The sequence below is a fragment of the Methyloparacoccus sp. NF-16 genome (assembly GCF_056880625.1).
In genome coordinates this window covers 2,580,695-2,605,000 of the sequence record NZ_CP174130.1, presented here as the reverse complement: position 1 = coordinate 2,605,000, position 24,306 = coordinate 2,580,695, and the positions used below count along the sequence as shown (strand labels likewise).

At 61.3% G+C, this 24,306-nt stretch carries 19 protein-coding genes and 2 rRNA genes (1 of these 21 running past the window's edge); 13 read left to right on the top strand and 8 right to left on the bottom strand.

Going from position 1 to position 24,306, the window contains the following annotated elements; translation table 11 throughout:
* Together ACH5N8_RS12390 and rrf are read left to right on the top strand one after the other, a co-directional pair.
* Window positions 1-2,545 (top strand): 23S ribosomal RNA (locus tag ACH5N8_RS12390) (it extends 344 nt beyond the left edge of the window).
* 103 nt (window positions 2,546-2,648) lie between these two features.
* Window positions 2,649-2,761 (top strand): 5S ribosomal RNA (gene rrf, locus ACH5N8_RS12385).
* Window positions 2,762-2,870: 109 nt separating this feature from the next.
* On the opposite strand, the gene lolD is transcribed toward rrf, so the two are convergent.
* The 3 genes from lolD to fur are packed head-to-tail and all read right to left on the bottom strand — an operon-like array spanning window position 2,871 to window position 5,275.
* Window positions 2,871-3,563, bottom strand: a complete 693-nt coding sequence (gene lolD, locus ACH5N8_RS12380) for a lipoprotein-releasing ABC transporter ATP-binding protein LolD (RefSeq protein WP_483281528.1) — start codon at window positions 3,561-3,563, stop codon at window positions 2,871-2,873.
* Window positions 3,556-4,803, bottom strand: coding sequence for a lipoprotein-releasing ABC transporter permease subunit (locus ACH5N8_RS12375; RefSeq protein WP_483281527.1), 1,248 nt, complete (start codon window positions 4,801-4,803; stop codon window positions 3,556-3,558). Before ACH5N8_RS12375 ends, lolD begins: the two co-directional genes overlap by 8 nt.
* A 37-nt stretch (window positions 4,804-4,840) precedes the next feature.
* Window positions 4,841-5,275 carry a ferric iron uptake transcriptional regulator gene (fur, locus tag ACH5N8_RS12370; protein ID WP_483283192.1) on the bottom strand — a complete coding sequence of 145 codons (435 nt, stop codon included), beginning with the start codon at window positions 5,273-5,275 and terminating at the stop codon, window positions 4,841-4,843.
* 79 nt (window positions 5,276-5,354) lie between these two features.
* Here fur and ACH5N8_RS12365 point away from each other — a divergent pair, with 79 nt between their 5' ends.
* Window positions 5,355-5,795: an outer membrane protein assembly factor BamE gene (locus tag ACH5N8_RS12365; RefSeq protein WP_483281526.1), complete on the top strand. Its 441-nt coding sequence runs from the start codon at window positions 5,355-5,357 to the stop codon at window positions 5,793-5,795.
* A 3-nt stretch (window positions 5,796-5,798) separates the two neighbouring features.
* Here the strand turns inward: ACH5N8_RS12365 and ACH5N8_RS12360 are convergent, their stop codons facing one another.
* Entirely contained in the window at window positions 5,799-6,068 is a 270-nt protein-coding gene (locus ACH5N8_RS12360; RefSeq protein ID WP_460028540.1) for an RnfH family protein, read from the bottom strand.
* 30 nt (window positions 6,069-6,098) lie between these two features.
* Window positions 6,099-7,451: a sodium-dependent transporter gene (locus tag ACH5N8_RS12355; protein WP_483281525.1), complete on the bottom strand. Its 1,353-nt coding sequence runs from the start codon at window positions 7,449-7,451 to the stop codon at window positions 6,099-6,101.
* A 100-nt stretch (window positions 7,452-7,551) separates the two neighbouring features.
* Here ACH5N8_RS12355 and smpB point away from each other — a divergent pair, with 100 nt between their 5' ends.
* From smpB to greA, 8 genes are all read left to right on the top strand, one after another.
* Window positions 7,552-8,031, top strand: a complete 480-nt coding sequence (gene smpB / locus ACH5N8_RS12350) for an SsrA-binding protein SmpB (RefSeq protein ID WP_460028538.1) — start codon at window positions 7,552-7,554, stop codon at window positions 8,029-8,031.
* A gap of 108 nt (window positions 8,032-8,139) precedes the next feature.
* A complete protein-coding gene (locus ACH5N8_RS12345; protein WP_483281524.1) occupies window positions 8,140-9,312 on the top strand; it encodes a D-alanyl-D-alanine carboxypeptidase family protein in 1,173 nt (390 codons plus the stop codon).
* Window positions 9,313-9,319: 7 nt separating this feature from the next.
* Window positions 9,320-9,709: a group II truncated hemoglobin gene (locus tag ACH5N8_RS12340; protein WP_483281523.1), complete on the top strand. Its 390-nt coding sequence runs from the start codon at window positions 9,320-9,322 to the stop codon at window positions 9,707-9,709.
* 27 nt (window positions 9,710-9,736) lie between these two features.
* Complete coding sequence (locus ACH5N8_RS12335; RefSeq protein WP_460028535.1) at window positions 9,737-10,585, top strand: ATPase; 849 nt, start codon at window positions 9,737-9,739, stop codon at window positions 10,583-10,585.
* Window positions 10,586-10,606: 21 nt separating this feature from the next.
* Complete coding sequence (gene metA / locus ACH5N8_RS12330) at window positions 10,607-11,713, top strand: homoserine O-succinyltransferase MetA (RefSeq protein WP_483281522.1); 1,107 nt, start codon at window positions 10,607-10,609, stop codon at window positions 11,711-11,713.
* A gap of 138 nt (window positions 11,714-11,851) precedes the next feature.
* The gene (carA, locus tag ACH5N8_RS12325; protein ID WP_483281521.1) at window positions 11,852-12,982 is read left to right on the top strand and encodes a glutamine-hydrolyzing carbamoyl-phosphate synthase small subunit; all 1,131 of its coding nucleotides are present in this window, start codon (window positions 11,852-11,854) and stop codon (window positions 12,980-12,982) included.
* 13 nt (window positions 12,983-12,995) lie between these two features.
* On the top strand, window positions 12,996-16,217 hold the full coding sequence (carB, locus tag ACH5N8_RS12320; protein WP_483281520.1) for a carbamoyl-phosphate synthase large subunit: 3,222 nt from the start codon (window positions 12,996-12,998) through the stop codon (window positions 16,215-16,217).
* 34 nt (window positions 16,218-16,251) lie between these two features.
* Window positions 16,252-16,728, top strand: a complete 477-nt coding sequence (gene greA / locus ACH5N8_RS12315) for a transcription elongation factor GreA (RefSeq protein WP_460028531.1) — start codon at window positions 16,252-16,254, stop codon at window positions 16,726-16,728.
* A gap of 29 nt (window positions 16,729-16,757) precedes the next feature.
* Here greA and yhbY read toward each other — a convergent pair whose 3' ends face one another.
* A complete protein-coding gene (gene yhbY, locus ACH5N8_RS12310) occupies window positions 16,758-17,030 on the bottom strand; it encodes a ribosome assembly RNA-binding protein YhbY (protein ID WP_483281519.1) in 273 nt (90 codons plus the stop codon).
* A 43-nt stretch (window positions 17,031-17,073) separates the two neighbouring features.
* Here yhbY and rlmE point away from each other — a divergent pair, with 43 nt between their 5' ends.
* Window positions 17,074-17,691 carry a 23S rRNA (uridine(2552)-2'-O)-methyltransferase RlmE gene (gene rlmE / locus ACH5N8_RS12305; RefSeq protein ID WP_483281518.1) on the top strand — a complete coding sequence of 206 codons (618 nt, stop codon included), beginning with the start codon at window positions 17,074-17,076 and terminating at the stop codon, window positions 17,689-17,691.
* 24 nt (window positions 17,692-17,715) lie between these two features.
* Here the strand turns inward: rlmE and ACH5N8_RS12300 are convergent, their stop codons facing one another.
* Window positions 17,716-18,837, bottom strand: a complete 1,122-nt coding sequence (locus tag ACH5N8_RS12300; protein ID WP_483281517.1) for an AI-2E family transporter — start codon at window positions 18,835-18,837, stop codon at window positions 17,716-17,718.
* 244 nt (window positions 18,838-19,081) lie between these two features.
* On the opposite strand from ACH5N8_RS12300, the gene ACH5N8_RS12295 reads away from it, so the two are divergent.
* Window positions 19,082-22,873 carry a ribonucleoside-diphosphate reductase subunit alpha gene (locus ACH5N8_RS12295; RefSeq protein ID WP_483281516.1) on the top strand — a complete coding sequence of 1,264 codons (3,792 nt, stop codon included), beginning with the start codon at window positions 19,082-19,084 and terminating at the stop codon, window positions 22,871-22,873.
* A gap of 99 nt (window positions 22,874-22,972) precedes the next feature.
* Here the strand turns inward: ACH5N8_RS12295 and ACH5N8_RS12290 are convergent, their stop codons facing one another.
* The gene (locus tag ACH5N8_RS12290) at window positions 22,973-23,824 is read right to left on the bottom strand and encodes a radical SAM protein (protein ID WP_483281515.1); all 852 of its coding nucleotides are present in this window, start codon (window positions 23,822-23,824) and stop codon (window positions 22,973-22,975) included.
* Window positions 23,825-24,306 lie beyond the last annotated feature (482 nt).

Sequence of the window (24,306 nt, the reverse complement as noted above, 5' to 3'; positions counted from 1 at the left end):
GAGCCGGTGAAATCGAGTAAGGCGGGGCACGTGAAACCCTGTCTGAACATGGGGGGACCATCCTCCAAGGCTAAATACTACTTACCGACCGATAGTGAACCAGTACCGTGAGGGAAAGGCGAAAAGAACCCGGGTGACGGGAGTGAAATAGAACCTGAAACCGTATGCGTACAAGCAGTGGGAGCCCCTTTCGGGGGGTGACTGCGTACCTTTTGTATAATGGGTCAGCGAGTTAATTTCAGTGGCGAGCTTAACCGATTAGGGGAGGCGTAGCGAAAGCGAGTCTGAATAGGGCGTCAAGTCGCTGGGATTAGACCCGAAACCGGGCGAGCTAGCCATGGCCAGGCTGAAGGTGCCGTAACAGGCGCTGGAGGGCCGAACCGGGATCTGTTGAAAAAGATTCGGATGAGCTGTGGCTAGGAGTGAAAGGCTAAACAAGCTCGGAGATAGCTGGTTCTCCTCGAAAGCTATTTAGGTAGCGCCTCGTGTGATTACTCTCGGGGGTAGAGCACTGTTTCGGCTAGGGGGTCGTCTAGACTTACCAAACCGATGCAAACTCCGAATACCGAGAAGTACAGCACGGGAGACAGACGGCGGGTGCTAACGTTCGTCGTCAAAAGGGAAACAACCCAGACCGCCAGCTAAGGTCCCAAAATCATGGCTCAGTGGGAAACGATGTGGGAAGGCACAGACAGCCAGGAGGTTGGCTTAGAAGCAGCCATCCTTTAAAGAAAGCGTAATAGCTCACTGGTCGAGTCGGCCTGCGCGGAAGATTCAACGGGGCTAAGCCATGTACCGAAGCTGCGGACTTGCCTTTGGCAAGTGGTAGAGGAGCGTTCCGTACGCCTGTGAAGGTGGATCGAGAGGTCTGCTGGAGGTATCGGAAGTGCGAATGCTGACATGAGTAACGACAAAACGGGTGAAAAACCCGTTCGCCGAAAGCCCAAGGTTTCCTGCGCAACGCTAATCGGCGCAGGGTCAGTCGGCACCTAAGGCGAGGCCGAAAGGCGTAGTCGATGGAAAACCGGTTAATATTCCGGTACCAGCTGCAACTGCGATGGGGTGACGGAGAAGGCTAGGTCAGCCGGGTGTTGGATGTCCCGGTTTAAGCAGGTAGGCAGATTCCTTAGGCAAATCCGGGGAGTCAATGCCGAGATGTGATGACGGTGCTGAAGCAATTCAGCCGAAGTGATTGATGCCAAGCTTCCAAGAAAAACCTCTAAGCTTCAGGTTGTAGGTGGCCGTACCAAAACCGACACAGGTGGGCAGGATGAGAATTCCAAGGCGCTTGAGAGAACTCGGGTGAAGGAACTAGGCAAAATGGTACCGTAACTTCGGGAGAAGGTACGCCTCTGGTAGGTGAAGTGACTTGCTCATGGAGCCGAAGGAGGTTGCAATAAAATGGTGGCTGCGACTGTTTATTAAAAACACAGCACTCTGCAAACACGAAAGTGGACGTATAGGGTGTGACGCCTGCCCGGTGCCGGAAGGTTAATTGATGGGGTTAGCGCAAGCGAAGCTCTTGATCGAAGCCCCGGTAAACGGCGGCCGTAACTATAACGGTCCTAAGGTAGCGAAATTCCTTGTCGGGTAAGTTCCGACCTGCACGAATGGCGTAACGATGGCCACACTGTCTCCACCCGAGACTCAGTGAAATTGAAATCGCTGTGAAGATGCAGTGTACCCGCGGCTAGACGGAAAGACCCCGTGAACCTTTACTACAGCTTTACACTGGACTTTGAATCCGCTTGTGTAGGATAGGTGGGAGCCTGCGAAACCGGGACGCTAGTTCTGGTGGAGGCAACCTTGAAATACCACCCTGGCGAATTTGGAGTTCTAACCTAGGTCCGTGATCCGGATCGGGGACCGTGTATGGTGGGTAGTTTGACTGGGGCGGTCTCCTCCCAAAGTGTAACGGAGGAGCACGAAGGTGCGCTCAGCACGGTCGGAAATCGTGCAGAGAGTGTAAGGGCAAAAGCGCGCTTAACTGCGAGACCCACAAGTCGAGCAGGTACGAAAGTAGGTCCTAGTGATCCGGTGGTTCTGTATGGAAGGGCCATCGCTCAACGGATAAAAGGTACTCCGGGGATAACAGGCTGATACCGCCCAAGAGTTCATATCGACGGCGGTGTTTGGCACCTCGATGTCGGCTCATCACATCCTGGGGCTGTAGCCGGTCCCAAGGGTATGGCTGTTCGCCATTTAAAGTGGTACGCGAGCTGGGTTTAGAACGTCGTGAGACAGTTCGGTCCCTATCTGCCGTGGGCGTTGGAGATTTGAGGGAAGTTGCTCCTAGTACGAGAGGACCGGAGTGAACGAACCGCTGGTGTTCCGGTTGTGATGCCAATCGCATTGCCGGGTAGCTATGTTCGGACAGGATAACCGCTGAAAGCATCTAAGCGGGAAGCCCCTCCCAAGATGAGATCTCCCTGGGACCGCGAGTCCCCTGAAGGGCCCTGGAAGACCACCAGGTTGATAGGCGGGGTGTGGAAGTTCAGTAATGGACGAAGCTAACCCGTACTAATTGCCCGTGAGGCTTGACCATATAACACCCAAACGGTGTGGGTGTTTGACACCAAACGCTGCCGTGTACGTTTTCAAGTGAAGAGCCATGATTGTGTGAACGATGGCTCGTTCCAACCAGTTTGCCTGGTGGCCAGAGCAAGCGGGAACCACCCGATCCCATCCCGACCTCGGAAGTGAAACCGCTTAGCGCCGATGATAGTGCAGATACCTGTGCGAAAGTAGGGAACTGCCAGGCTCCATATCCAAAAGCCCCCGCCCAGTCTCTGGCCGGGGGCTTTTCTTTGTCCCGACGTTTGTCACGATGGATGCTGCTCCACACCACCGCAACACAACGGGGACGCCCCCTACCCCCCCGCCGATATCCCCCGCAACCGACCATCCTCCAGACAATAACCCCGGTCCAACCGCCGTGCTAATTGTAGGTCATGCGTTACTACCAGAAAGCTCACGCCATATGTCTGGTTCAACGCTAGCATCAGCTCATACACCACTTCGGCCGTCTTTCGGTCCAGGTTGCCTGTCGGCTCATCCGCCAGGACACACCTTGGGCGTGTGACCAGCGCTCGTGCTATGGCTGCTCGCTGGCGCTCTCCACCCGAGAGCTCGCCAGGCTTGTGCCTGACTCGGTGAGCCAGGCCGACCTGTTCGAGCATTTCATGGGCCCATTCTTCGGCCTCTGCGACGCCATGGTCGCCAATCAACAGTGGCATAGCCACATTCTCCAGCAGGGTGAATTCTCCCAGCAGGTGATGAAACTGATAAATGAAACCCAGCACCCGGTTTCGCAGGCTGGAGAGAGACCTTTCGTTCAGCGCTGAGAGCTTCTGGCCATTCAGCTCAACCTCACCCGAGGTTGGTGTATCAAGTCCGCCCAGAAGATGCAGCAAGGTGCTTTTGCCGGAACCCGAGGCTCCCATGATGGCGACACGTTCACCTGATCTGATGCTCAGGTTGATGTCTTCCAGGACACTTACATTGAGGTCGCCCTGGGCGTAACGCTTCTGAAGATTCTTGCAGGACAGGACTGTCTCATTCATAACGTAGCTCTTCGGCCGGCTTGATGCGGGAAGCCTGCCAGGCCGGATAAAGCGTCGCCAGGACGGACAGCAGGAAGGCAACCGCCGTGATCCGATAGACATCGCTCCAGATCAGCTTGGAGGGCAGTTCGCTGATGTAATAGACATCCGCCGAAAGGAACTGGACGCCGAACAAGCGCTCGATGGCAGGGACAACCGTTTCCACATTCAGGGCCAGGATGACACCGCCAATGCCCCCGATCAACGTGCCAAAGAGACCGATGATGGTGCCCAGTACGACGAAGATCGCCATGACGGTCGAGGGCGGCATGCCCTGCGTGCGGAGGATGGCGATGTCTGACCGCTTGTCGGTCACGACCATGACCAGGGTGGAGACGATATTGAAAGCGGCCACGGCGACGATAAGCAGCAGGATGATGAACATCACCCGTTTTTCCGTCTGAATGGCCTTGAAAAAATTGCTGTGAGCCTGGGTCCAGTCCGTGATCATGTAATGTCCTGGTAGCCTGGGCCCGATCTCGCGCGCGATTTGACGGGCATAGAACACGTCGTCGACCTTGAGCCGCAAGCCGGAGATGCCCTCGGCCATCGTATAGAGCCGCCGGGCGTCCTCGAGATTGATCAGTGCAAGATTGCGGTCGTATTCGAACATGCCCACATGGAATATCCCCACGACCGTGAAGCGCTTGAGGCGAGGCAGGATACCGGCCGGGGTGGGAATGACCTGCGGGGTGATGACGGTGACCTTGTCGCCGACGATTACTCCCAGGTGTTCGGCGAGTTCCATCCCGAGAATGATGCCGAATTCACCGGCGCGGAGATCGGTCAGGTGACCTGCCACCAGGCGGGTCGCGACTTCGGATACCCGTGGCTCGTAATCCGGCAGGATGCCGCGCAGCAGTGTGCCGCTGACATGCCGCTCCGAGTTGATCATGGCCTGGCCTTCCACGTAGGGTGCCCAGCCCAGAACCCGGGATTCCTGTTGCAGGGGCGCCTCAAGTGTCTGCCAGTCACGCAGTTCACCGTCGATGCCGGTAATGGAGGCATGCGAGGTCATGCCAAGAATGCGATCGCGGAGTTCCGCCTCGAAGCCATTCATGACGGAGAGGACGGTGATGAGCGCCGCAACGCCAAGGGCGATGCCAAGAACCGAGGTAAGGGTGATGAACGAGATGAAACCTGTCCGCCGCTTCGCCCGGGTATAGCGAAGGCCGATGAACAGCGACAGAGGCTTAAACATGCGGGTATGACCGCTGGTAGGGGGATTTAGACGCGACTCAGTTTTCGGCGCGGTTTTGTTGGCATGCCTGGCAGGTGCCGTAAAGGCATAACGAATGGTCGGTCAGGTCAAAGCCCTTGCTGCGGGCGATTTCCATCTGCAGGCGCTCGATGGTCGGATCCTGGAATTCCTCCACGCGGCCGCATTGAACACAGACGATGTGATCGTGGTGATCACCACGGTTGAGTTCGAACACCGAGTTGCCGCCCTCGAAATGGTGACGGATCACGAGCCCCGCCGCTTCGAACTGGGTCAGCACCCGATAGACCGTAGCCAGGCCGATTTCCTCGCCCTCGGCGATGAGGCTCTTGAAGATCTCCTCCGCACTCAGATGGCGGTCGGCGGATGAGCCGCGGCTTTCGAGGATCTCCAGGATTTTGATGCGCGGCAGCGTAACCTTGAGGCCCGCATTGCGAATATCTTTGCTTTCCAGAGCACTTACCCCGTTCGGTGTGTTGGGCGGTCCTATCGGGTATGATGGCGCGTCCGCATTTGTACGCAAGCATCATACCATGCCACTTCTCCGCCATGTTGCCGCCTGGCTGGCTCTGTCCTTGACGGCTTGTTCCTGGGACTGGCTGCCCTTTGTCTACAAGCAGGATATCCATCAGGGCAATGTCATTACGCAGGAAATGGTCGATCAGTTGCGGCCCGGCATGAGCAAGCGCCAGGTGAGCTATATCATGGGCGCACCGTTGATGGTGGACCCTTTCCATGACGAACGCTGGGACTACGTTTACAGCAACCAGCCGGGGGACGAACCCCGGGTACAGAAGAACATCACGCTCATTTTCCGTGGCGACGACTTGGCGGAGTTGCAAGGGGATTTCCGCCCCGGCACCTTGCCCGCCATCGAAATGAAAAAGGATTCCACCCTCACCGTGCCACCCATCCAGCGGGAAAAAACGGTCTGGCAGATGATCACCGGCCTGTTCGGAGCCGATGACGAGTGAGGTTCAGCGCTTCAAGGCCCGCTGCCGGCGGGCCGTCAGCGGGTCGATCAGCAGGGTACGGTAAATCTCCACCCGATCCCCGTCCCGGAGCGGATGATCCCTGGGCTGGAGCTTCCCGAAGATGCCGACATTGAGGTTGTCCCGGTCGATTTCCGGGAAACGCTCGAAGAGACCGGTGTGTGCCAGCGCATCGGCAAGCCTGGCGCCGGCCGGCAGTTCGATGGCTTCCAGGACTTGCTCCTCCGGCTTCGCGTAGACCACTTCGATACGCATGGAGTGGGCTGACGGTCATAATGCCCGGGGCTACAGCAGTCCCATGGCATGCAGGAAGATGATGACCACCGCGGCCGGGGCCAGATAGCGGATGAGCGGGCGCCAGTAGCGGTACCAGGCTCCCATCTCCAGCTCCTCCTCGCTATGTTCGCGCTTCATGACCCAGCCGGCGAAGATGGCAACCAGCAGGCCGCCGGCCGGCAGCATGATGTCGGCAGTAAGGAAATCGATGAATTCGAAGAAATTTCTGCCCGCCAGGGTCAGGTCAGATCCACGGTTGAACGAGAGGACGGTCCCAACCCCCAGCAGCCAGCAGGCGGAGCCGGCATAGGCACTGGCGCGCTGGCGAGTGAGGCCGGCATTTTCGGACAGCCAGGCCACGGCAGGTTCGATCAGCGCGATGGCCGATGTGATGGCGGCGAAAAAGACCAGGATGAAGAAGACGGTACCGAAAAGGGTGCCGCCCGGCATCTGCACGAAGGCCAGCGGCAGGGTCTCGAAGATCAGGCCGGGACCCATGCCGGGTTCCAGGTGATGGGTGAACACGACCGGGAAGATGGCGATCCCGGCCAGCAGCGCCACGGCCGTATCGAGGCCGGCCACGATCGCGCTGGAGCGCGCGATCGACACATGGGCGGGCAGGTAGGAGCCGTAGACCATGATCGAGCCCATGCCCAGTCCCAATGAAAAGAAGGCTTGCCCCATCGCGATCAGCAGGCTCTCCCCGGTGAGCTTGTCGAAATCCACCTTGAACAGAAAGGACATGCCTTCCGCAAAACCCTCGGTCCGGACGGCATGGATGTCCAGCAGCAGCAGCATCAGCAGCAGCCCGGGCATCATCAGCCGGGTGACCTTTTCGATGCCGTCGCTGACCCCCCGGCTGACGATCACGACGGTGGCGCCCATGAATAGGGTATGCCAGATCAGCTGCCGGTCGGGGGCGTCCTTCAGCTCCTGGAAGGCCTGCTGTGCCGTTTCTGTCGATGCGCCATCGATGAAGCCGCTCGCCATCTTGAACAGGTAGGCCATCGACCAGCCGGCGATGACGGAGTAATAGGAGAGAATCAGGAACCCGGCCAGAACGCCCAGCCAGCCGGCGTAGCGCCAGATCCGGCTGGCACCGGCCTGGCCGGCCAGGGTGGCCATGGTATTGATGGGATTCTGGCGTCCGCGCCGTCCGAGGAGGGTTTCCGCCATCATGATCGGCAGACCAATGCCGAGCACGCAGGCGAGGTAAATCAGCACAAACGCGCCGCCGCCGTTCTCGCCCAGCAGGTAGGGAAATTTCCAGATGTTGCCAAGACCGATGGCGGAACCGCTGGCAGCGATGATGAACGCCAGCCGGGAGGACCATTGCCCATGGATTTTGCCAGATGCCGTCATGCGTCTAAGAGTCCTGCTGGAAGAGGTGAAAGGATCAGGTTCGAGCAATTTCGAGTAAAATAGCAAGTTTCGCCGACGACGTCAGGGATAACACTTTCGCATGGCAGCCAAGAAAAAGAAGGATGCCCCTGGCAGCTCAACCATCGCGCTCAACCGCCAGGCCACGCATGACTACTTCATCGAGGAGCGTCACGAGGCTGGACTGGTCCTGCAGGGGTGGGAGGTCAAGAGCCTGAGGGCGGGGCGCGCCCAGCTCAAGGAGAGCTATGTCGTCCTCAAGGGCGGCGAGGCCTGGCTGCTCGGTGCCCATTTCTCGCCCCTGTCCACCGCCTCCACGCATGTGGTCGCCGACGCTGTGCGTACCCGCAAGCTGCTGCTGCATCACCACGAGTTGAGCCGCCTCATCGGCCATGTCGAACGCAAGGGCTATACCCTGGTGCCGCTGGCGCTGTACTGGCGCAAAGGCCGGGCCAAGCTGGAAATCGGTCTGGCACGCGGCAAGAAACAGCATGACAAGCGCGCCACTGAGAAGGATCGCGACTGGCAGCGCGAGCGGCAGCGGGTGATGAAGCAGCACTAGCGCCCGTCCTGCCGGTCCGGCGTTATCACACCCAGACTTCCGGGCCCGCGAGCCCCGGATACGAATTTCCATCTTCCGCGTGCACATTGGCACATTCCCAGACCTTCCATGAATCTTCGAGTCACTTACCTCCTGGGCATGATGCTGGCCCTGCTGTTTCTGTCGAAAGCCGAAGCGCGGGACTACTCCGCGCTGGTCGTGGATGCCGACAGCGGGCGCGTGCTGTACGAGCGTTTTCCCTCTGAACTGCGCCACCCGGCCTCCATTACCAAGATCATGACGCTGTATCTGGTGTTCGAGGCGCTGGAGCGCGGCGAACTGACCCTGAATACCCCGCTGACCGTGTCGCGCAATGCCGTACTCAAGCCGCCCTCCCGCCTGGGGTTGACCCCCGGCGATACCCTGGCGGTCGAGGACGCCGTCCTGGCCCTGGTGACGCGCTCCGCCAATGACGCCGCCACGGTCATTGCCGAAAACCTGGCCGGTAGCGAAACCGCCTTTGCCGAGATGATGACCGCCAAGGCCCATGCCCTGGGCATGCGCGATACCGTGTTCCGCAATGCCTCGGGCTTGCCCGATCCGATGCAGGTGACGACTGCCTGGGACATGGCCCGCCTGGGCAAGGCGCTGATCAATGACTTCCCCCGCTACTATCCGTATTTTTCCACGCCTCGCTTCTACTACCGCGGGCAGAGTTTCGACAACCACAACCATCTGATGGAAACCTATTCCGGCATGGACGGCATCAAGACCGGTTTCATCAACGCCTCGGGCTTCAATCTGGTGGCCTCGGCCAAGCGGGGAGGGCGGCGCCTGATCGGCGTGGTGTTCGGCGGCCCCAGCGCCAAGCGGCGTGATGCGCACATGCGCGAGATTCTCGACGACGGTTTCGCGCAGCTGAGCGGTGCCCCGCCGGCCTTCATCGAGGCGGACTTCAACAGGCCGGTCGAGCCCCGTGCGGCAGCCAGGCTGGCCGACCTGGAGCCCGGGTCGCCCCGCGTCACGTTCGGCAGTCCCGCGCACTTCAGGTCCGCGCGCGCCACGGGCAGGCACGCCCGGCCCGCAGCCACCACCGAGGCGCGCGGCAACCCGGCACATGGCAAGGCATCCGCCGCGCGTTCCGGCCCGGCCAGACAGAGGTCGGCTTCGGCGAATACACCGATCAGGCGTGCGAGTGTCAGCAGAAAAGCGCCGACGGAAAAGGCCCATGCACCGCCCGCGAAGACCTCGAAGGCGACGCCGGCGTCGTGCAAGGGCAAGCAGGGCAAGTGCGGGAAATAGTGTCCACATGAGCGAACACGACAGCGGGACGGCTTATGCCTGGCTGGGGGGCGCCGAAGTTCTCCGGGAGCTCGTGCGACGCTTCTATGCGCACATGGATACGCAGCCAGGTGCCCGGGAAATCCGGCGGCTGCATGGAGAGAACCTTGCCGGGGCCGAGGAAAAGCTTTTCATGTTCCTGTCGGGCTGGCTCGGCGGTCCCAATCTCTACTGGGAAGCCTATGGCCACCCACGCCTCCGGATGCGCCATCTGCCTTTTCCGATCGGTCCCGCAGAGCGGGAACAATGGCTGCACTGCATGCGTCTGGCCCTGGACGAGACGGTGGCCGACGCCGTCCTGCGCGAGCGTCTGTTCGAGGCCTTGGCGAAGACGGCCGATCACATGATCAACCGTTGAGTTTCTGCATTTTCCGGAGTCCGTACGATGAGAATGAGCCCCGAGCAATTCAGGGCCTGGGACAGCAAGTGCATCACCCTGCTCGGCATGTCCGGCGTCGGCAAGACCACGCTTGCCAACAAGCTGCCGCGCCAGCGCTGGTTCCATTATTCCGGCGACTACCGGATCGGTACCCGCTACCTGGATGAACCCATTTCCGACAACATCAAGCGCCAGGCGATGGAGATCCCGTTCCTGCGCGAGCTGCTGCAGACGGATTCGATCTACATCCGCAGCAACATCACCATCGACAACCTGACCCCGGTTTCGAGCTTTCTCGGCAAGCTCGGCAACCCCCGCCAGGGCGGGCTGAGTCTCACGGAATTCAAGCGCCGCCAGGAGTTGCACCGGCAGGCGGAAATCCATGCGATGCGCGATGTGCCGGAATTTATCCGCAAGGTCGAGGCGATCTATGGCTACCGGCATTTCATCAATGATGCCGGCGGCAGCGTCTGCGAGCTCGACGATCCGGAAACCCTGGCAAGCTTGGCCGAGCATACCGTGATCGTCTACATCCGGACTTCCCGCGAACTGGAGCACCTGCTGATCGAGCGTGCCCGGCTTCATCCGAAGCCCCTGTATTACCGCGAGGCATTCCTGGACGAGCATTTGCCGATGTTCATGGCGGAGCGCGGCTACCGGGACGTCGACGAGATTCCGCCGGACGACTTCGTCACCTGGGTGTTTCCCAGGCTGTTTCATGCCCGCCTGCCACGCTACGAGGCCATCGCGCGGGAATGGGGCTATACCGTCGAAGCCTCGGCCCTCGGGAGTGTTGCCGATGAGGCGGATTTCATCGAGCTCGTCTGTCGCGCGCTGGCGAACCCGAATGCCTGATTTGACAGGGAGCGACCCGTCATGCCTCTTGTAGCCCACACCGATCTGCCCACGTTCCACCGCCTCAGCGAGGAAGGGCAGGAGGTACTCAGCGTCGATCGTGCCCGGCACCAGGACATCCGGGAGATGCACATCGGCCTGCTGAACATGATGCCCGATGCCGCGCTGGAAGCGACCGAGCGCCAGTTCTTCCGCCTGGTGGGCGCCGCCAACTCGATCGTGCAGTTCCACATGCATCCCTTCACCATCAAGGGGCTGGTTCGTGGCGACGAGGCCCGGGCGCACATTGACCGCTACTATGAACCGTTTGCGAAAATCCGTCGGGAGGGACTGGACGGCCTGATCATCAGCGGCGCCAACGTGACCCAGCCGCAGCTCCAGCGGGAGCCCTTCTGGGAGCCGCTGACCGAGGTGTTCGACTGGGCCCGCGAGCATGTGACCTCCACCCTGTGTTCCTGTCTGGCCACCCACGCCCTGATCCAGTACGGCTATGGCATCGAGCGTACCCATCTGGGCTTCAAGCGCTGGGGGGTTTACTCGCACCGGGTCGTGGAGCCCCTGCATCCGCTGGTCTCCAGCATCAACACCCGCTTCGATGTGCCGCATTCCCGCTTCAACGAAATCTTTCGCGAGGACATGGAGCGGGTCGGCCTGCGGGTGCTGGTGGAAAGTGGCGAGGCCGGCGTGCATCTGGCGGTCAGCGAGGACCTCATGCGTGTCGTGTTCTTCCAGGGGCACCCGGAGTACGACACCATCAGCCTGCTGAAGGAGTACAAGCGCGAGGTGATGCGCTACTACCACGGCGAGCGCGAGGATTACCCCCCTCTGCCCGAGCACTATTTCAGCCAGGAATCGGTGGATCACCTGAACGCCTATGGCCAGCGCGTGCGTCAGGCTCGGCGGGATAGTCTGGCTTGCCCCGTGTTCATCGAGGACGGGATCGTGCCCCGGCTCGACAACACCTGGCGGGATACGGCCAAGGCCGTCTTCAACAACTGGCTGGGGCTGATCTACCAGGTGACCGATCAGAACCGGCGCAAGCCGTTGATGGATGGCATCGATCCCCGCGATCCCCTGGGCATTGCCGACAAGCTGACCCGCGGCGCGACCTCAGGATGGCCGGGCTAGCCGGCACCGGCACGGCAGCCGCATGGACAGGCCGGCGGCTTTTTTCTAGAATTCAGCGCCAACAACGGCTGATCGAACTGGCATGAACGGGATGGACCTCGCGGTTCTTCCCGTTTTGCATGTTTATGGTGAACACATTTGAATAACCAAGCATTACTGGCTCTCGAGGATGGCACCCTGTTCCGCGGAGAGTCGATAGGCGCCGAAGGGTGCTCGGTCGGTGAAGTTGTTTTCAATACCTCCATCACGGGCTACCAGGAAATCCTGACCGATCCCTCGTATGCCCGCCAGATCGTGACGCTTACCTATCCGCACATCGGCAACGTCGGCATCAACGCCGAGGATGTGGAATCGGGCGGCATTTTTGCCAGCGGACTGGTGGTGCGCGATCTGCCCGCGCGCCACAGCAACTGGCGAGCGGCGCAGCCCCTGTCCGACTATCTCCGGACTCATGGCATTGTCGGCATCGCCGGCATCGATACCCGCAGGCTGACCCGCCTGCTCCGCGACCGGGGTGCCCAGCGTGGCTGCCTGATGGCAGGCGCCAGCCTCGATGTCGAACAGGCGCTGGCCGAGGCGCGTGGTTTCCCCGGTCTCAAGGGAATGGATCTTGCGAAGGAGGTCACGACCGCCGAATCCTATGCCTGGACGGAGGGGGCCTGGCAGCTGGCGTCGGGCTATGCCGCGCCTGTCGTCGCACAGTTCCATGTCGTTGCCTATGACTTCGGCGTCAAACGCAATATCCTGCGGCTCCTGGCCGAGCGGGGCTGCCGCCTGACGGTCGTGCCGGCCACCACCAGTGCCGAAGCCGCCCTGGCGCTCAAGCCGGACGGGATTTTCCTGTCCAACGGCCCCGGCGATCCCGAGCCCTGCGACTATGCCATTCGCGCCATCCAGGCATTCCTGGAGCGGAAATTGCCTGTCTTTGGCATCTGTCTCGGGCATCAGCTCCTGGGGCTGGCGAGCGGCGCCCGGACCATGAAGATGAAATTCGGGCATCATGGCGCCAACCATCCGGTCCAGGAACTCCACAGCGGCAGGGTCCTGATCACCAGCCAGAATCATGGCTTCGCTGTCGACGAGGCAACGCTGCCGGCCTCCGTCCGGGCGAGCTACCGCTCCCTGTTCGACGGCAGTCTGCAGGGCATCGAGCTGACCGACTGCCCCGCCTTCGGTTTCCAGGGGCATCCGGAGGCCAGCCCCGGCCCACACGATCTTCAGCCCCTGTTTGACCGCTTCATTGAGCTGATGCAGCGCGCCCGCCACTGAGTATTCCCGCTACATGCCAAAAAGAACCGACATCAAGTCCATCCTCCTGCTGGGCGCCGGTCCGATCGTCATCGGCCAGGCCTGCGAATTCGACTACTCCGGCGCGCAGGCGTGCAAGGCGTTGCGGGAGGAGGGCTACCGGGTGATCCTGGTCAACTCCAATCCGGCCACCATCATGACCGATCCGGAGATGGCCGATGCCACCTATATCGAGCCGATTGACTGGCAGACCGTGGCCCGCATCATCGAGAAGGAGCGGCCGGACGCGCTGCTGCCGACCATGGGCGGGCAGACGGCCCTGAACTGCGCGCTGGCTCTGGATCAGCACGGCGTGCTGGAAAAGTTTGGCGTGCAGATGATCGGCGCCTCCAAGGAGGCTATCGACAAGGCCGAGGATCGGGAGAAATTCAAGCGGGCGATGGAGCGGATCGGCCTGAGTTCGGCCCGTTCCGACGTCGCCCACTCGCTGGAGGAGGCGCTGGCCTGCCTGGAGCAGACCGGCTATCCGGCCATTATCCGGCCCTCCTTCACGCTGGGTGGCTCGGGCGGCGGCATTGCCTACAACCGTCAGGAATTCATCGAGATCTGCGAGCGCGGCCTGGAACTCTCGCCGACCCATGAGCTGCTGATCGAGGAGTCCGTGCTCGGCTGGAAGGAATACGAGATGGAGGTGGTCCGCGATCATCGGGACAACTGCATCATCATCTGTTCCATCGAGAACTTCGATCCGATGGGCGTACACACCGGCGATTCCATCACCGTGGCGCCGGCGCAGACGCTCACCGACAAGGAATACCAGATCATGCGCGATGCGAGTATCGCGGTGCTGCGCGAGATCGGCGTCGATACCGGGGGATCGAACGTGCAGTTCGCGATCAACCCGCAGGATGGCCGCATGATCGTCATCGAGATGAATCCGCGCGTCAGCCGGTCCTCGGCGCTGGCCTCCAAGGCCACCGGCTTCCCGATCGCGAAGGTGGCGGCCAAGCTGGCGGTGGGCTACACCCTGGACGAACTGCGCAACGAGATCACCGGCGGCGCCACGCCCGCCTCGTTTGAGCCGACCATCGACTACGTTGTCACCAAGGTGCCGCGTTTCACCTTCGAGAAATTCCCGCAGGCCGACGATCGGCTCACGACACAGATGAAGTCGGTGGGCGAGGCCATGGCCATCGGTCGGACCTTCCAGGAATCGCTGCAGAAGGCGCTGCGGAGTCTCGAAATCGGTGTCGACGGTCTGTCGGAAAGGCTGGACCCAGGGGCCGAGGATGCCGCCGACCGGCTGGCGCGCGAACTGCGGCACCCCGGTGCCGACCGCATCTTCTACGTGGCCGATGCCTTCCGTCTGGGCTGGACGCTCGATGAGGTCCATGCGCATAGCCGGATCGATCCCTGGTTCCTGGCCCAGATCGAGGAACTGGTGGCCGAGGAACGCTCGCTTTCCGGGCGGGTGCTCGGTAGCCTGACGGCCGACGACTTGTTTGCCCTCAAGCGCAAGGGCTTTTCCGATGCCCGGCTGGCACGCCTGCTCGGCAGCCAGGAGTTTCAGGTCCGCGCCGCCCGCCACAAACTGGGCGTGCGGCCGGTCTACAAGCGCATCGATTCCTGTGCGGCAGAATTCGCGACTGCCACGGCCTATCTCTACTCCACCTACGAGGAGGCGTGCGAGGCCGAGCCGACCGGGCGGCAGAAGGTGATCGTGCTCGGCGGCGGGCCCAACCGCATCGGTCAGGGCATCGAGTTCGACTATTGCTGCGTGCATGCGGCAATGGCCCTGCGCGAGGATGGTTTCGAAACCATCATGATCAACTGCAACCCGGAGACGGTGTCCACCGACTTCGATACCTCCGACCGGCTCTATTTCGAGCCGCTGACGCTGGAGGACGTGCTGGAGATCATCCATCTGGAAAAGCCCTACGGCGTCATCGTCCAGTACGGCGGGCAAACCCCGCTCAAGCTGGCGCGCGCCCTGGAGGCGGCCAATGCCCCGATCATCGGCACCACGCCGGATTCCATCGACCTCGCCGAGGATCGCGAGCGCTTCCAGAAACTGATCGACAAGCTGGGCCTCAGGCAGCCGCCCAACCGTACGGCGCGCTCGCTGGAGGAGGCCATCCAGGGTGCCAACGAGATCGGCTATCCCCTGGTCGTGCGGCCTTCCTATGTGCTCGGTGGCCGCGCCATGGAAATCGTCTTCAACGACGACGAACTGAAGCGCTACATGCGCGAAGCCGTGAGTGTTTCCAACGAGTCGCCGGTCCTGCTCGACCGTTTCCTTGACGATGCGATCGAAATGGACGTCGACGCCATCAGCGACGGGCAGGCCGTGCTGATCGGCGGCCTGATGCAGCATATCGAGCAGGCGGGTGTCCATTCCGGCGATTCGGCCTGCTCCATTCCACCCTATGACCTCAGCCCGGTCCTCCAGGACCGGATCCGCGAACAGGTGCGCCTGCTGGCCGAATCCCTGGGCGTGGTCGGTCTCATGAATACCCAGTTTGCCATCCAGGGTGAGGACATCTACATCCTCGAAGTGAACCCCCGGGCGTCGCGTACGGCACCGTTCGTATCCAAGGCCACCGGCTATCCGCTGGCGAAAATCGCTGCCCGCTGCATGGTGGGCAAGTCGCTGGCCGAACAGGGCGTGACCCGGGAGCGGGTGCCGACGTACTATTCGGTCAAGGAAGCCGTGTTCCCGTTCATCAAGTTCCCGGGCGTCGATCCCCTGCTGGGGCCGGAGATGAAATCCACCGGTGAGGTCATGGGGGTCGGTGCGACCTTCGGCGAGGCCTATGGCAAGGCGCAGCGGGCCGCCAGCGTGAAGCTGGCACAGAGCGGCAATGTCTTCATCAGCATCCGGCAGAGCGACCGGCCCAAGGTCATCCCCGTCGCCCGCGATCTGCTGGCCAAGGGCTTCCGGCTGGTGGCCACCCGCGGTACGGCCAAGGCGCTGCAAGAGGCCGGGATTCCCTGCACGGTGGTCAACAAGGTGTATGAAGGGCGCCCTCACGTGGTCGACATGATCAAGAACGGCGAGTTGCAGTTCATCATCAACACCACCGAAGGCAAAAAGGCGATCTCGGATTCCTTCACCATCCGCCGCCAGGCCCTGCAGGATCAGGTCACCTATACGACCACCCTGTCCGGCGCCCGCGCGACCTGCTCGGCCCTCGACGAAATGGGCGCGGCGGACGTCAATTGCCTGCAGGATTTGCACAGGATGCTCAAGGCCTGAATCAGCGCTTGTCGATACCCCGGATCAGGAAAATATGCACAAGGTACCTTTAACGGCTCGCGGCGCGGAGAAACTGCGCGAGGAACTCAACCATCTCAAGACGGTGATGCGTCCCAGCATCACGGCCGCCATCGCCGAGGCGCGGGCGCATGGGGATCTCAAGGAGAATGCCGAATATCACGCCGCCCGGGAACAGCAGAGCTTTACCGAGGGCCGCATCAAGGAAATCGAGGCCAAGCTGTCCAATTGCCAGATCATCGACGTGACCCAGGTCAATGCCCACGGCAAGGTGGTCTTCGGCGCCACCGTCGACCTGGCCGATGCGGAAACCGGCGAGGAAGTGACCTATCAGATCGTCGGCGAGGACGAGGCCGACATCAAGGAGGGGCGCATTTCCGTGACTTCCCCGATTGCCCGCGCCCTGATCGGCAAGCGGGAAGGGGATGTCGCCGTTGTTCAGGCTCCGGGCGGCGTCCGCGAGTTCGATATCTGCGGCGTCCGCTATCTCTGAGCGGGCGGGGGACAGAGCCGGGTGCGGCGCTAGCGCTGGTTCGGGTTGCGGCGGTAGAGTGTGACGACGTGGCCGATGGCCTGGATCAGCTCGGCTGCGGACTCCGTACAGATGGTCCTGACCATGGCCTGGCGCTCCTCGCGATCCGCGGCATTGACACGGACCTTGATCAGTTCGTGGTGATCCAGCGCCAGGTTGATCTCGTTCAGCACGGCTGGCGTGACCCCGTGTTGGCCGGTGATCACGACCGGCTTCAGGGTATGCGCCTTGGCGCGCAGAAATTTCTTCAATTCGGGTTTCACTCGCTCTCTCGGTCTGGGGTTGTCATGTCTATCGGCGCGAACCATGGCGCGTAGTCGCAGCAGCGGGCGCTGGTTGTCCGAGCATTTTTCCGATGAATACGTCAAGCAGGCCCAGGCCCAGGGCTATCGCTCCCGGGCGGTATTCAAGCTCAAGGAACTGGACGAGCGCGAACGACTCTTGAAGCCTGGTCTGGTCGTGGTGGATTTGGGCGCGGCGCCGGGAGGCTGGTCGCAGTTTGCGGCGCAGAAGCTCGGAAAAAAGGGGGTGATTATAGCGCTGGACCTTCTGCCGGTGGAAGACTTGCCCAATGTCAGCTTCATCCAGGGCGACTTTCGCGAGGCATCGGTACTGGCCCGGCTGCGTGAGGCGCTGGCGGAGCGGCCCGTCGATCTGGTGCTCTCCGACATGGCGCCCAACATGAGCGGCAACCGGATCGTCGATCAGGCCCGCGGCATGTATCTGGCGGAACTGGCGTTGGACACGGCTCGGGAGATCCTGCGGCCGGGCGGCGACTTTGTGACCAAGCTGTTTCAAGGGCCCGATGTCGACGCCTATGTCAAGGCGGCGCGGGCGCTGTTTCACAGGGTTTCGGTGCGCAAGCCCAAGGCTTCCCGCGACCGCAGCCCGGAAGTCTATCTGGTGGCCAAGGACAGGATTTAGGACGGGCCCGGCGCTCTCGCCGGGCTACGACTCGATGGCCTTGGGATCCTGCGTCAGCGCTGCGGCATCCAGACCCTGGATCAGCGTCTTGCCCTCTCGCGGCCAGGCATTCAGCACGGCATTCACCAGGGTGGCCAGCGGAATGGCGAAGAACACGCCCCAGAACCCCCACAGTCCGCCAAAAAAGAGAATGGCGACGATGATGGCGACCGGGTGCAGGTTGACCACCTCCGAGAACAGCAGAGGTACCAGGAAGACGGCGTCCATGGCCTGGATGATGGAGTAGGCCAGGATCAGGTAACCGAACTCGTCGGTAAGTCCCCACTGGAAGAATGCCACCAGCACGACAGGGAAGGTCACCAGGGTCGCGCCTACGTAGGGGATGATCACCGACAGGCCGATCAGCACCGACAGCAGCAGCGCGTAGTTGAGCCGCATCAGCTCGAATACTACGAAGCTGACCAGGAACAGCACCACCACCTCGAAGAATTTCCCTCGTACATAGTTGCCGATCTGCATGTCGACCTCCCGCCAGACCTTGTGCGAAAGGTAACGATCGGAGGGCAGATACTGCTCCAGCCAGCCGAGGATGCGATCCTTGTCCTTGAGGAAGAAGAACACCAGCAAGGGCAGCAGGATCAGGTAGACGATGAGGGTGATGATGCTGACCAGCGAGGCATAGGAGTAGGTCAGCATCGATTGTCCCCAGCCCAGCAGCTCCCGGCGCAGGGTTGCCATGACCTCGTAGAGCTGTTCCTCGGTGATGAAGTCGGGGTATTTGGCCGGCAGTTCCATGACCAGTACCTGCCCGCGCGTGACCCAGCCCGGCAGCTGTTGCAGCAGTTGCATGGTCTGCTGGTACAGCGAGGGCAGGAGGGCGACCAGCAGGAAGGCGACGAAGGCCAGAAACAGCACATAGACGACCAGTACCGCAGCGAAGCGCGGTACCCGGCGTCTGACGCCCTGCATGACGATGCCTTCGAGCAGATAGGCGATGACGCCAGCCGCCAGCACCGGCATCAGCATTTTTCCCAGGCTGATGACCAGCAGCGAGATGACGATCAGGAAGATGGCGAACGAGACGGCTTGAGGGTTGGGCAGGATGCGTCGCGTCCAGTCGCTGATCCAGTCCAGAATGTTTTGCATGGGCTCGGTTGTCCCTTTGTCGTTGTTCTTGTTGGGAGGAGGCGGGGCTCCGCAGTGGGCGCAATAGTACATCAAGCCCGCTGCCGATCCGCCCGCCGGTTGCGCTGACCGGCGGCCGGCCGCGCGCGCCTGTCGTCATCGCTTTTCGATGATTCCACAGGATATTGTGCTTGACTGGCCCTTTTGGCACATCTTATAGTGCCGGCCCTTTCCGATCCAACCTGACACGCCGAGGTCTCTGTCCATGGAAACCGAATCCCTGCTCGCGTCCCGGAATTCCTCCCTGATGCCTGCCGACATTGTGTCGGCGGGTGTCGAGTTGCGTTCCTATCAGCCTGGCGAGATGCGAGTCATTCGCCGTAACGGACAAGTCCATGACTTCGACGCCAGCAAGATCAGCGTCGCCATCACCAAGGCCTTTCTGGCGGTCGAGGGCGGCAGTGCCGCCGCCAGTCGCCGCATCCACGAGGTGGTGGCGTCGCTGGCCGAGCAGGTGGTCACGGCATTGTCCCGGCGGCTACCCTCTGGCGGCACCATCCACATCGAAGACATACAGGACCAAGTCGAACTGGCCCTGATGCGCGGGGGTTACCAGAAAGTGGCCCGCGCCTACGTCCTCTACCGGGAAGAACGTGCCCGCCTGCGGGCCGAACAGCAGGCCCAGAAAACCCCGGTTGCACCGGAACTGCACGTCACCCTCCCGGACGGCACCCGCCAGCCGCTCGATGTCCCCCGCCTGCAAGCCCTCGTCGACGACGCCTGCTCGGGTCTCGAAGATGTCGACGGTGCCTGGATTCTCGACGAAGCCCGCCGCAACCTCTTCGACGGCGTACCGGAAAAGGATGTCGAGTCAGCCCTGCTCATGGCGGCGCGTACCCGCATCGAACAAGAACCCAACTACGCCTATGTCGCCGCCCGGCTGTTGCTCAGTGCCATGCGCCGCGAGGCCCACGGCTTCCTCGGGCTGGACCCCTCAGCCGACTACCGCGAGTCCTTCGTCGCCTTCATCCACCGTGGCGCTGAATTGGAGCTGCTGTCCAGCGAACTGACCCGCTACGACCTCGACCAGCTGGCTCAGGCCCTCCAGCCCGAGCGTGATCTTAAGTTCAACTATCTGGGTCTACAGACCCTCTACGACCGCTACTTCATCCACAGTCACGGCGTCCGCTTCGAGCTGCCGCAGGCCTTCTTCATGCGTGTCGCCATGGGACTGGCCAGCAACGAAATCGACCGCGAAGCCCGCGCCATCGAGTTCTACCACCTGCTCTCGTCGTTCGACTTCATGAGTTCGACGCCTACCCTCTTCAACGCCGGCACCCTGCGCCCGCAGCTGTCCTCCTGCTACCTCACCACCGTACCCGACGCACTCGACGGCATCTACAGCGCCATCAAGGACAACGCCCTGCTGTCCAAGTATGCCGGCGGACTCGGCAACGACTGGAGCCGCGTGCGCGGTCTGGGTGCCCACATCAAAGGCACCAACGGCAAATCCCAGGGCGTCGTACCCTTCCTCAAGGTCGCCAACGACACCGCCGTCGCCGTCAACCAGGGCGGCAAGCGGCTGGGTGCCGTCTGCGCCTACCTCGAAACGTGGCACATCGACATCGAAGAGTTCCTGGAACTGCGCAAGAACACCGGTGACGACCGCCGCCGCACCCACGACATGAACACCGCCAACTGGGTACCCGACCTGTTCCTCAAGCGCGTCGTCGACGATCAGGACTGGACCCTGTTCAGCCCCAGCGACACCCCCGACCTGCACGACCTGACCGGACTCGCCTTCGAGAGGCGCTACCAGGAGTACGAAGCCAAGGCCGACCGGGGCGAGATCACCCTGTTCAAACGCCTGCCGGCCAGCCAGTTGTGGCGCAAGATGCTGTCGATGCTGTTCGAGACCGGCCACCCGTGGATCACCTTCAAGGATCCCTGCAACCTCCGCTACACCAACCAGCACGTCGGCGTCGTCCACAGCTCCAACCTCTGTGTTGCCCCTGAGACTTCAGTTCTGACGGAGCATGGACATATTCCTATCTCCCATCTCGCTGGTAGCAAGGTCAAGGTTTGGAATGGAGAAGAGTTCTCCGAGGTGGAGGTATTCAAGACCGGGGAAAATCAGAAGCTCATCAAAGTGGTTCTATCAGATGGGGCTGAAATCGACTGCACCCCGTACCATAAGTTCTACGTGCAAGAAGGTTACTGGCACAACAACATTGTTGAGAAGCGTGCTCATGAACTGAAGGCCGGGGATAAACTGATAAAGTTCAGCCTCCCTGTACTTGAAGGTTGCGGTAAGTTTCCCTATGCCTACACCGCTGGCTTCTTCTGTGGTGACGGTACGTATGGCAAGGGAAAGCCCATCCTGCATCTGTATGGGGACAAGAGGGACCTTGTTAATCACTTGGCTATTAGGTCAGGGTCCTACCAAGAACAATCCAATGGGAGGCTGTCGTTTACTTTGGTGGATGGGGTTCCGCAGAAGTTTACTGTGCCTCACAGCTACTCTATAAGGTCTAGGCTGGACTGGCTCGCCGGTCTGATTGATGCAGATGGAACTGTTTCACGTAATGGAGACAATGAGTCAATTCAAATAGCCTCTGTTGAAAAGGGATTTTTGAATGAAGTTAGGTTGATGCTCCAGACTCTTGGAGTGACATCGAAAGTTAGCTTGATGCGTGAGGCTACTGTAACGAGGTTTGCAGATGATCAGCCTGCGTATGAGTGTCAGCCCCTCTACCGCTTGCTGATTGGCTCAGTTGAGACTCAAAAACTGTTGGAGCTTGGCCTCACGGTACATCGTGTAAGCCTGTCCAAGAGGACGCCCAACCGATCTGCCGCTAAGTTTGTGCAGGTCATGGAGGTGCGTGATGAAGGTCGAGTTGACGATACCTACTGTTTCACTGAGCCGAAACGTCACATGGGAGTGTTCAACGGTATTTTAACGGGGCAGTGTACCGAGATTACCCTGCACACCAACGACAGCGAGGTCGCCGTCTGCAACCTCGGCTCGGTCAATCTCGCCGCCCACATCACCCCGCAGGGCACGCTGGATGCCGACAAGTTGCAGCGCACCATCGCCACCGCCATGCGCATGCTGGACAACGTCATCGACATCAACTACTACAGCGTCCCCCAGGCCCGTCGCTCCAACCTGCGCCATCGCCCGGTCGGGCTCGGCCTCATGGGGTTCCAGGACGCCCTGTATAAGCTCGGCATCCCCTACGCCTCCGAACAGGCCATCGAGTTTGCCGACCGCAGCATGGAACTGATCAGTTACCACGCCATCCGGGCGTCCACCGATCTGGCCGAAGAGCGCGGCGTCTACGCCAGCTACGCCGGCTCCCTGTGGAGTCAGGGCATCCTGCCCATCGACTCGGTCGCCCGGGTCGAAGTCGAACGCGGCGGCTACCTGCAACAGGACCGCTCGACGACCCTCGACTGGGACATTTTGCGCGAGCGGGTCAGGAAGGTCGGTATGCGCAACAGCAACTGTCTCGCCATCGCCCCCACCGCCACCATCTCCAACATCTGCGGGGTGTCGCAGTCCATCGAGCCTACCTACCAGAACCTGTTCGTCAAGTCCAACCTGTCGGGCGAGTTCACCATCGTCAACCCCTATCTGGTGGCCGAACTCAAGCAGAACGGCCTGTGGGACGCCGTGATGATCAACGACCTCAAGTACTACGACGGCAGCCTGCAAAAGATCGAGCGCGTCCCCGAGGCCATCAAGCAACGGTATGCCACGGCCTTCGAGCTGGACGCCCGCTGGTTGATCGAAGCCGCCTCACGCCGCCAGAAATGGATCGACCAGGCGCAGTCGCTCAACCTCTATCTGGCCGAACCCTCCGGCAAGAAGCTGGACAACCTCTACAAGCTCGCCTGGGTGCGCGGCCTCAAGACCACCTACTACCTGCGCACGCTGGGTGCCACCCACGTCGAGAAGAGCACCGCCTTCGATGGCAAGCTCAATGCCGTGAGCGCAGAACCCGAACCCAAGGTGTGCCGCCTCGACGATCCGACGTGTGAGGCTTGTCAGTAGACGGCTGAATGCCGCGACGACCCCGCCGGGCCTGGCGCTGGGCCCGGCGGGGTTTTTTATCGGGTTTTTCTGGCATGGCCGGGCGGTGGGACCGGGGCGTTAGCGATGAACCCTGGCCCTGATGCCCAGGGACTCGATGCGCGCACCGAATGCCGACATCCAGTCTTCCGGCAGGGCCGACAGCCGGGCGGCTTCGGGTTGCAGCGATGGCCGCGCCAGACCGTAAAGCAGGACACCTTCGATGGCGATGCCGTCCGCCTCCAGTCCGGTCAGAAAATCCAGGTAGGCGCTTTGTTCGGTTTCCGATAGCGGCTGGCCATCGAGGGCGAACAGGCAGGTTTGCAGCCAGGTCGGACAGAGTCTCGCGCAGGTCTCGAGGTTGTGTCGGACCGTGGCGTTGGACAGGTGGACCTGGTTGATGCGCTCGCGCCCCGCTTCCGTTGCGCTATCCAGCTTGAACCAGACCTTCCCCCCCAGTTCCGACCAGTGGGCGACGCCGCGTTGCACCTCCGGTCGGTGCATCAGGCTGCCGTTGCTGATCAGCACCAGACGAATCTGGCCGAACAGCCCGACGTCCGCGCAGGCCTGGCCGACGATACCGATCGCGGCATCGAATTGCCCGCTGCTGGTAGGTTCGCCATTGCCCGAGATGGCAATGTCGCGGATCACACGCTGATCGGCCGGTATGGCGAAGCGTTCGAAGAAATCGCCGCAGAGGGCGGATGCCAGCAGCTCCCGTAGTTCATCCTCGAGCCGCATGAGCTCGGTTTCCGGCGCCGCACCCCGGATGAGATCGGGCACCTGGCAGTAGATGCAGCGCCAGTTGCAGGCGTTGTTCGGATTCAGGTTGATGCCGATCGAGAGGCCGCCCGAACGGCGCGACCATACCGGGTAGACATAGGTCAGACCGGCGCTGTCGCGGCGGTGATCGGTGATACTGAGTCGGGTCATGGGATGGCTGACATTGGCGTGGGCAGGGATGGCGATTCTATAGGCTGTGGTAGACGATGGCGGCAAGCCGTTCCGGCGCCGGTCGTCCGTGAGCCGGCGGATACCAGTGCCTCATGAGGCTGTTCTGCCCCGGTGATGCCCGGGCATGATGGTCCATCTGCAGTGGCAATCGGTTGTAGGGAACCATCGGCAGCAATGACGTTGACACGATACCAGGCGAGGCTCAGCATACTCGCTCAAGGATGGCGCCGGTTCTGATGACCGTCAGGTGCCAAGGGCGCGTTTATTGCTTGGTTAGATTGAGGTCTTACCCTTCGACACCGTTTGATTTCAACTTCCTGTCCCATCCTCGACCTCGATGTGATGCAGCATTCTGGCTGATGTAACCATTCGGAGGAGTGACCGCCCCGCTGCTGGATTGCTGCAATGCCCCGAATGACAGCCTTCTCGCCTGGCCTGATCGCCTCAGGGGCATCGGTAAC

Bases quoted from the DNA above. Each gene is read 5' to 3' on its own strand.
- lolD (WP_483281528.1), bottom strand. From the start codon at position 3,563: ATGAATGAGACAGTCCTGTCCTGCAAGAATCTTCAGAAGCGTTACGCC.
- ACH5N8_RS12375 (WP_483281527.1), bottom strand. From the start codon at position 4,803: ATGTTTAAGCCTCTGTCGCTGTTCATCGGCCTTCGCTATACCCGGGCG.
- ACH5N8_RS12365 (WP_483281526.1), top strand. From the start codon at position 5,355: ATGCCACTTCTCCGCCATGTTGCCGCCTGGCTGGCTCTGTCCTTGACG.
- ACH5N8_RS12360 (WP_460028540.1), bottom strand. From the start codon at position 6,068: ATGCGTATCGAAGTGGTCTACGCGAAGCCGGAGGAGCAAGTCCTGGAA.
- ACH5N8_RS12355 (WP_483281525.1), bottom strand. From the start codon at position 7,451: ATGACGGCATCTGGCAAAATCCATGGGCAATGGTCCTCCCGGCTGGCG.
- smpB (WP_460028538.1), top strand. From the start codon at position 7,552: ATGGCAGCCAAGAAAAAGAAGGATGCCCCTGGCAGCTCAACCATCGCG.
- ACH5N8_RS12345 (WP_483281524.1), top strand. From the start codon at position 8,140: ATGAATCTTCGAGTCACTTACCTCCTGGGCATGATGCTGGCCCTGCTG.
- ACH5N8_RS12340 (WP_483281523.1), top strand. From the start codon at position 9,320: ATGAGCGAACACGACAGCGGGACGGCTTATGCCTGGCTGGGGGGCGCC.
- ACH5N8_RS12335 (WP_460028535.1), top strand. From the start codon at position 9,737: ATGAGAATGAGCCCCGAGCAATTCAGGGCCTGGGACAGCAAGTGCATC.
- metA (WP_483281522.1), top strand. From the start codon at position 10,607: ATGCCTCTTGTAGCCCACACCGATCTGCCCACGTTCCACCGCCTCAGC.
- carB (WP_483281520.1), top strand. From the start codon at position 12,996: ATGCCAAAAAGAACCGACATCAAGTCCATCCTCCTGCTGGGCGCCGGT.
- greA (WP_460028531.1), top strand. From the start codon at position 16,252: ATGCACAAGGTACCTTTAACGGCTCGCGGCGCGGAGAAACTGCGCGAG.
- rlmE (WP_483281518.1), top strand. From the start codon at position 17,074: ATGGCGCGTAGTCGCAGCAGCGGGCGCTGGTTGTCCGAGCATTTTTCC.
- ACH5N8_RS12300 (WP_483281517.1), bottom strand. From the start codon at position 18,837: ATGCAAAACATTCTGGACTGGATCAGCGACTGGACGCGACGCATCCTG.
- ACH5N8_RS12295 (WP_483281516.1), top strand. From the start codon at position 19,082: ATGGAAACCGAATCCCTGCTCGCGTCCCGGAATTCCTCCCTGATGCCT.
- ACH5N8_RS12290 (WP_483281515.1), bottom strand. From the start codon at position 23,824: ATGACCCGACTCAGTATCACCGATCACCGCCGCGACAGCGCCGGTCTG.